The following is a 5,904-nucleotide window of genomic DNA, read 5'->3' as shown; positions in this document are numbered from 1 at the left end:
GGCTTTTCTGGGAGAGGCGGAGTGTCGGCGGCGGCTGTGGGTGAGATCGTCTTCATGGTTTCAAAACTAGGGAGGGGTGAATGGGGGTGGGTGATGAAGGGTGCTTATTTTTCGCGTCCGCGGTTGTTGTCGAAGTCATCGCCTACTTCATCATCGATTCCTTCGTCGCCGGCGGCTGTGTCAATGTCATGTGCTTCATCGGTGTCGATGCCGTGATCGTGGACGATGACGGGCTTTTCTTCGGGTTCGAGAGGTGGAGGCGTGAGGGGTGGCTCCGGCTTTTCAGGGGGGGTGGCGGATCGTCGGCGGCGGCGGTGGGTGCGATGGTCTTCATGGGCTCAAAACTAGGGACGGCGGTGCGGGGTCACAACCCGATGTGCCCCTGCTCCGGAGTTCAGGGGAAGCCTGAGGGGGCCACGGGCGCATCAGGGCGGCGCATGGTCATGGGGTCAGGCCGCGCATTGATGCAGCCAGATGATGGCAGGAGTGCGAATGGAGAGTGTCACTCCGACGGCACACCATGAAATACCACTTCTTCCCACCTTCCACCGGGCTGCTTTTCAGCTCACTGGCCATGCTCAGCCTCAGTGTGATGGGCAACGAGCCGGAGATGCCTGCGGGCGGAGCCAGGGATGCGGACAGCATGGCGAAGAATGAGCGGGATCCAGAGGGCGATGTGCAGACGCCGCTGGAGCAGGCCCAGAAGCCGGGGGACTGAGGCTGACGCGGGACATCGGCGAGGGGGTGATGGTGGAGGCTCTGGAGTGGCTGGCGGGTCCTGGGCGGTGAGCACCGAAGGCGCTGGTGCCTCCTGAGCCGGCCTGTGGGTCTAAGGTTAATCGCCATAAATCTAAGGCTTCACCTTATTGTTTAGTGGTGCTGTGATCTGCAAAGTGGTGGCCTCGTCAGTATCTAACCATGAAAAACATACTCTCTCTCCCCCTCCTCGCCTTGCTGGCCGGCACTGCGGTGACGCAGATCCACGCTGGCACCCCTGCCCCCTCGGGCAAAGGCATTGTGGCTGCCGCCTCCGAACCCGCCGTCTCCGGCGTCAATGGCAAGCTGGATGCGAACTACGGCGCGATCAATCGCAGTTCCACTCGTGGCATTGGCGGAACGATCTCGGTGCCGCTGGGCCACCGTTTTGGAGCGCAGTTTGACGGCATCTATCAGCATGGCTTTTCGACCAACATCTATGCCCTGGGCACGCACTTCTTTGCGCGTGATCCGAGCAAGGGGCTCATCGGTCTGGCTTTCAGCGGCACGATCAGCCAGAAGTTTACGGACGTGATCGTGGGCGTGGAAAGCGAATACTACTTCAAGAAGGTGACGCTGGGCGCTGTGGCCGGCTGGGACAACTACGACTCGCATGTGGCCACGACCTTTCCAGGGCTGGCAACGCATCAGAACTTTGTGGCTGCGCGAGTGTATGCGGCGATCTACCCGATGGACGACCTGATGGTGCGCATCGAGTACCAGAGCCGCTTCAACCACAACTTCTACATGGCCCACGTGGAGTGGCAGACGCCGGTGAACGGTGTGGCTGTCTTTGCGGACGGTGGCGTGGGTGAAAACGGCTATGCCCATCTGCTGGGCGGTGTGCGCGTGTACTTCGGTGGCAGCAAGCCCCTCAAGGACCGCCACCGCAAGGACGACCCTTCGAACATCGGCTCGACTTTCATCGGACCGAGCAGCGCGGGCTCAACGAACACGGCGGCACCGACCCGAATCATCGAGCCGGGCTGAGTGTGTGGTGTCAGGTTGGCTGAATTTGGCTGAATGGTTCAAACGCCCGGCGGGTATTCCTGCCGGGCGTTTTTTTATCGGATCCCAGCAGCGGAAAACTAAAGCTTCACCTCATTGTTTTGCACCGCTGCCTTCAGCACAGTACGGGTCTAATCACTCCATCACGATGAAATCCACAAACTCACTCACCCTTCTGGCGGCGCTGGCCGTCGTCTCTGTGACAGAACTGCGTGCGGGCGAACCTGTGCAAGGGATCGCGGCGGCGGCGTCCGAGCCTGCGGTCTCGGCGATCAATGGCAAGCTGGATGCGAACTATGGGGCGATCAACCGGAGCTCCACGCGGGGTGTGGCGGGGACGCTTTCAGTGCCGCTGGGGCAGCGATTTGGGGCGCAGTTTGACGGGCTGTATCAGCATGGGTTTGCGACGAACATCTTTGGCGTGGGATCGCACTTCTTTGCGCGTGATCCGGGCAAGGGCCTGATCGGCCTGGTGTTCAGCGGGATGATGAGCCAGAAGTTTACGGATGTGATCGTGGGCGCGGAGGGCGAGTACTATTTCAAGCAGGTGACGCTGGGTGCGGTGGCGGGGTATGACAACTACGACTCGCATGTGCCGACGACGTTTCCGGGGCTGGCGACGCACCAGAGCTTTGTGGCGGCGCGGATCTACGCGGCGGTGTATCCGGTGGATGATCTGATGGTGCGGCTGGAGTACCAGAACCGCTTCAACCACAACTTCTGCATGGCGCATGTGGAGTGGCAGACGCCGCTGAAGGGTGTGGCGGTCTACGCGGACGGGGGTGTGGGTGAGAACGGCTACGCGCATCTGCTGGGCGGGCTGCGCATCTACTTCGGCGGGGACAAGCCGCTGAAGGACCGCCACCGCCAGGATGACCCGGACAATGTGAACTCTACCTTCATCGGCACGAACAGCGCGGGGTCCACGGAAACTGCGCCTGCGCAGGAAGCGCCGCCGCCGGAAGAATGCCACGGTGGGTGCGGGTGCGACTGCTGCTGAGGTGTGATGGAAGGTTCTGCTGTGAAAGGGTTTGTGTGATGTGTGGTCAAAAACGCCCGGTGGGATGGCCTGCCGGGCGTTTTGTTTGAGGTGCGCGGGGCTTGGTGGATGCTGAAGTGTGATTTTTAAGCACTGTTTGTTTGAACAGTGTTTCAATCTATGCCATAGGGTGCGCCATGAGCCCGAGTCCCCGTGATCTAGCTGAAATGGCCGCCGCAATCGAAGGTACGGAAGTCGCCGCACGCCAGTGGCTGCAGGCGGGTTTCTCCCCGGGGGATGCGGCGGCGTATGTGCGTGCGGGGTGCTTTGATGTGGACCGCACGGAGGAGCTGCGGAGGGCGAACATCACGCCGAGCCAGATCGCGGCGCTGGGGCTGGGCTGGGACTTCTGCGCAGGCAAGGTGGCGGTGGAGGATCTGCGGGTGAACGGGGGCGGGCAGGCGAAGACGCCGATGCTGTGGTGAAGCGATAGTTGCCTTGTTGCTGTGCAACAAGTGATCTACCATCGACTGCCACTTCATTTTATGAATACCATGCCGATTGATTCCCGACGTTCGTTTTTGAAACGCGCTGCCTTGCTGCCGCTGGCGGCTGCGGCGGCTCCCCTGCCCTGTGCGGGTGCGGCGGAGGTGAAGGCGGGTGCTGGCAGAGGAGCGCCGTTTTTCACGCCGGCGCTGAATGCGTATTCGTTTCTGGAGCTGCTGAATGAGAACATGGCGGATGCGACGCGGGGGATCGATCTCTTTGGCGTGGTGGATTTCTGCGAGCGGCTGCGGATCCCGGCGGTGGATCTGACGGGGTACTTTTATCCGGGCTATCCGCAGGCTCCGGCGGACAGCTATGTGAACCGCATGAAGCGCTATGTGCATGAGCGGGGCATCGTGATCAGCGGCACGGGGGTGAAGAATGATTTCGCCACGGCGGACAAGGCGGTGCGGGCGGCGGGCGTGGCGCTGACGAAGGTGTGGATCGAGGTGGCGGCGCGGCTGGGTGCGCCGGTGGTGCGGGTGTTTGCGGGGCCGCAGCAGAAGAACGCGAAGGACTGGCAGGCGGCGGCGGGCGGAGCCACGCGCGAGGAGGTGGAGAAGTGGATGGCGGAGGCGCTGAACGAGTGCGCGGAGCATGGCGCGAAATACGGCGTGCTGGTGGCGGTGCAGAATCACGGGGACTTTTTGAGCACGGGTGAGCAGCATGCGAGCCTGCTGAAACGCGTGGGCCATGAGTGGTGCGGGGCGCTGGTGGACACGGGGAAGTACTTCACGGAGGACCCGTACGCGGACATCGCGCTGATGGTTCCGCATGCGGTGAACTGGCAGATCAAGGAGACGCTGGGCAGCTCTGTGAAGACGCCGGTGACGGACTTCAAGAAGCTGGTGGGGATCATCCACGCGGGCGGGTATCGCGGCTTTGTGCCGATCGAGACGCTGTCGATGGGACGGAAGAATTATGATCCCTTTGCGGAGGTGGAGAAGGTGCTGACGGCGATGCGGGAGGGGATCGCGGCGCTGGGGTGAGGTGGTGCCAGGGGAACATGCGCTGCGGTGGTTGAAGGCGGAGCGTTGAGGGATCGGGACGATCCCTCTCCTCCAAGGCGTGCGCTTGGGCGAAGCTCTGGCTGAGAGCCCCCTCCTGGTCCTTCAGGGCTCCGCTAAATGCGGCGTTCGATCAGCTCGCGGAGCGCATTCCAGAGCCGACAAAATGTCGGCGATCCCAGTAGGGAGGATGGGCGCGCCGGGATCAAAGCGGAGCCAATGGGAAGACGTGTGGTCTTTTATGGCATCTGATGGCATGCATGCCCTGCTTCTTCGGCAGTTTTTTGATGCTGGGGCTAGTCGATTGCCATCACGTGGATGAAGCCCTGTTTGGCACACCACCAGAGAGCTGCGGCTTTCCACTGCTCCCAGAGGGGGCCTTTGCAGCCGTTGAGACCGTGGCCGCCGGTGGGGAGTTCGAGGAGTTCGACGGGGAGGTGGTGGGCCTGCATGTTGGAGGCGAACTGGCGGCTGTTTTCGATGGGGACGGGTTTGTCATCGATGGCGTGGGCGAGGAAGACGGGCGGGGTGTCTGCGGTGACCTGGAATTCGTTGGAGTAGAGGCGGACGAGGGCGTCCGAGGGGTTTTCACCGAGGAGTTCTTTGCGGGAGCCGGTGTGGGTGTACTCGCCCATGGTGACGACGGGGTAGATGAGCCAGGCGAAGCTGGGGCGTGAGCTGAAGCGCTCGACGGGATCGGTGGCGTCGGGCTTGCCGGCATCGAAGTGGGTGGTGGCGGTGGAGGCGACGTGGCCGCCGGCGGAGAAGCCGAGGATGCCGATGCGCTGGGGACTGAGGTGCCAGCGTGTGGCATTGGCGCGGGTGAGGCGCATGGCGCGCTGGGCATCGAGGAGGGGCACGGCGTGGCGGAGCTTTGGCAGGCGGTATTCGAGGATGATGCAGGCGATGCCGTGTTCATTGAGCCATTCGGCGATGGGGTAGCCTTCGCGGTCGGTGACGTGGCGGATGTAGCCGCCGCCGGGGCAGAGGACGATGGCCATGCCGTTGGCTTTGGCGGCGGGCGGGAGGAAGACTTGCAGCTCGTGCGTGCTGGCTTCGAAGGTGCCATCGCCAACGGGGGCTTTGCCGGGCCAGAGGGCGATGCGCTCGGTGGGGGTGGGCTTGGGCGCGGGTGTTGCTGCGGTGGTGGGCTTTGCGGGTGCTTCAGCGGCGGGGGTGAGTGAGGTGAGGCTGAGCGCGGCGAGGAGGAGGCAGGAGAGAGTGCGGAGGCGCATGGGAGAGAAAGTGTTTGGGAAGAAGAGGTGCGAGATGAGTACGTGGGATTGGACAGCGGTTTTCGGAAAGGGATAAAGAGGCTGTGGGTTGGGTGAGGACTGGTGTGTTTTTTGGGCAGGGTTTTAACCGCTGATGTGACGCTGATATCAGAGGTCCGGAAATGAGCATTCCAACTAAACGAAAGAGGTTCCGCTGAAGAAAACGCTTCAGGAGCGCGGACCTCCGAGTCCGCAGCGGGTCGCTTTCATGCAGCGGGTGTGGCAGCGTGCGGAGCCTTGGAAGCACGAGGGCTTCGGGGGCGTGAGAGCCAATGGCTGCGGGAGGGATTCGGAGCCAATTGTGTTTGCGGAGTGCTGCGGACTCGGAGGTCCG

The 5,904-nt window shown here is 62.6% G+C and carries 7 protein-coding genes; 5 read left to right on the top strand and 2 right to left on the bottom strand.

Going from position 1 to position 5,904, the window contains the following annotated elements:
- Nucleotides 1–142: 142 nt before the first annotated feature.
- Nucleotides 143–334, bottom strand: coding sequence for a hypothetical protein (locus ACIREA_RS24895; protein WP_397385038.1), 192 nt, complete (start codon nt 332–334; stop codon nt 143–145).
- 186 nt (nt 335–520) lie between these two features.
- Here ACIREA_RS24895 and ACIREA_RS24890 point away from each other — a divergent pair, with 186 nt between their 5' ends.
- The 5 genes from ACIREA_RS24890 (at nt 521) to ACIREA_RS24870 (ending at nt 4,278) form a co-directional block, all read left to right on the top strand.
- Entirely contained in the window at nt 521–718 is a 198-nt protein-coding gene (locus tag ACIREA_RS24890) for a hypothetical protein (RefSeq protein ID WP_397385037.1), read from the top strand.
- Between the two features lie 200 nt (nt 719–918).
- Complete coding sequence (locus ACIREA_RS24885) at nt 919–1,746, top strand: hypothetical protein (protein ID WP_397385036.1); 828 nt, start codon at nt 919–921, stop codon at nt 1,744–1,746.
- Nucleotides 1,747–1,912: 166 nt separating this feature from the next.
- Nucleotides 1,913–2,764 carry a hypothetical protein gene (locus ACIREA_RS24880; RefSeq protein ID WP_397385035.1) on the top strand — a complete coding sequence of 284 codons (852 nt, stop codon included), beginning with the start codon at nt 1,913–1,915 and terminating at the stop codon, nt 2,762–2,764.
- A 176-nt stretch (nt 2,765–2,940) separates the two neighbouring features.
- Complete coding sequence (locus ACIREA_RS24875) at nt 2,941–3,228, top strand: hypothetical protein (protein WP_397385034.1); 288 nt, start codon at nt 2,941–2,943, stop codon at nt 3,226–3,228.
- A gap of 69 nt (nt 3,229–3,297) precedes the next feature.
- Complete coding sequence (locus ACIREA_RS24870; protein WP_397385033.1) at nt 3,298–4,278, top strand: sugar phosphate isomerase/epimerase family protein; 981 nt, start codon at nt 3,298–3,300, stop codon at nt 4,276–4,278.
- Between the two features lie 314 nt (nt 4,279–4,592).
- Here the strand turns inward: ACIREA_RS24870 and ACIREA_RS24865 are convergent, their stop codons facing one another.
- Nucleotides 4,593–5,531 (bottom strand): alpha/beta hydrolase, encoded by a 939-nt coding sequence (locus tag ACIREA_RS24865; RefSeq protein WP_397385032.1) that lies wholly within the window; start codon nt 5,529–5,531, stop codon nt 4,593–4,595.
- Between the last annotated feature and the right edge of the window lie 373 nt (nt 5,532–5,904).

Source organism: Prosthecobacter sp. (assembly GCF_044373815.1).
GTDB lineage: Bacteria > Verrucomicrobiota > Verrucomicrobiia > Verrucomicrobiales > Verrucomicrobiaceae > Prosthecobacter.
The sequence above is the reverse complement of the archived record's forward strand: the minus strand, read 5'-3'. Positions and strand labels throughout refer to the sequence as shown.

Bases quoted from the DNA above. Each gene is read 5' to 3' on its own strand.
- ACIREA_RS24890 (WP_397385037.1), top strand. From the start codon at position 521: ATGAAATACCACTTCTTCCCACCTTCCACCGGGCTGCTTTTCAGCTCA.
- ACIREA_RS24880 (WP_397385035.1), top strand. From the start codon at position 1,913: ATGAAATCCACAAACTCACTCACCCTTCTGGCGGCGCTGGCCGTCGTC.
- ACIREA_RS24885 (WP_397385036.1), top strand. From the start codon at position 919: ATGAAAAACATACTCTCTCTCCCCCTCCTCGCCTTGCTGGCCGGCACT.
- ACIREA_RS24870 (WP_397385033.1), top strand. From the start codon at position 3,298: ATGCCGATTGATTCCCGACGTTCGTTTTTGAAACGCGCTGCCTTGCTG.
- ACIREA_RS24865 (WP_397385032.1), bottom strand. From the start codon at position 5,531: ATGCGCCTCCGCACTCTCTCCTGCCTCCTCCTCGCCGCGCTCAGCCTC.
- ACIREA_RS24875 (WP_397385034.1), top strand. From the start codon at position 2,941: ATGAGCCCGAGTCCCCGTGATCTAGCTGAAATGGCCGCCGCAATCGAA.
- ACIREA_RS24895 (WP_397385038.1), bottom strand. From the start codon at position 334: ATGAAGACCATCGCACCCACCGCCGCCGCCGACGATCCGCCACCCCCC.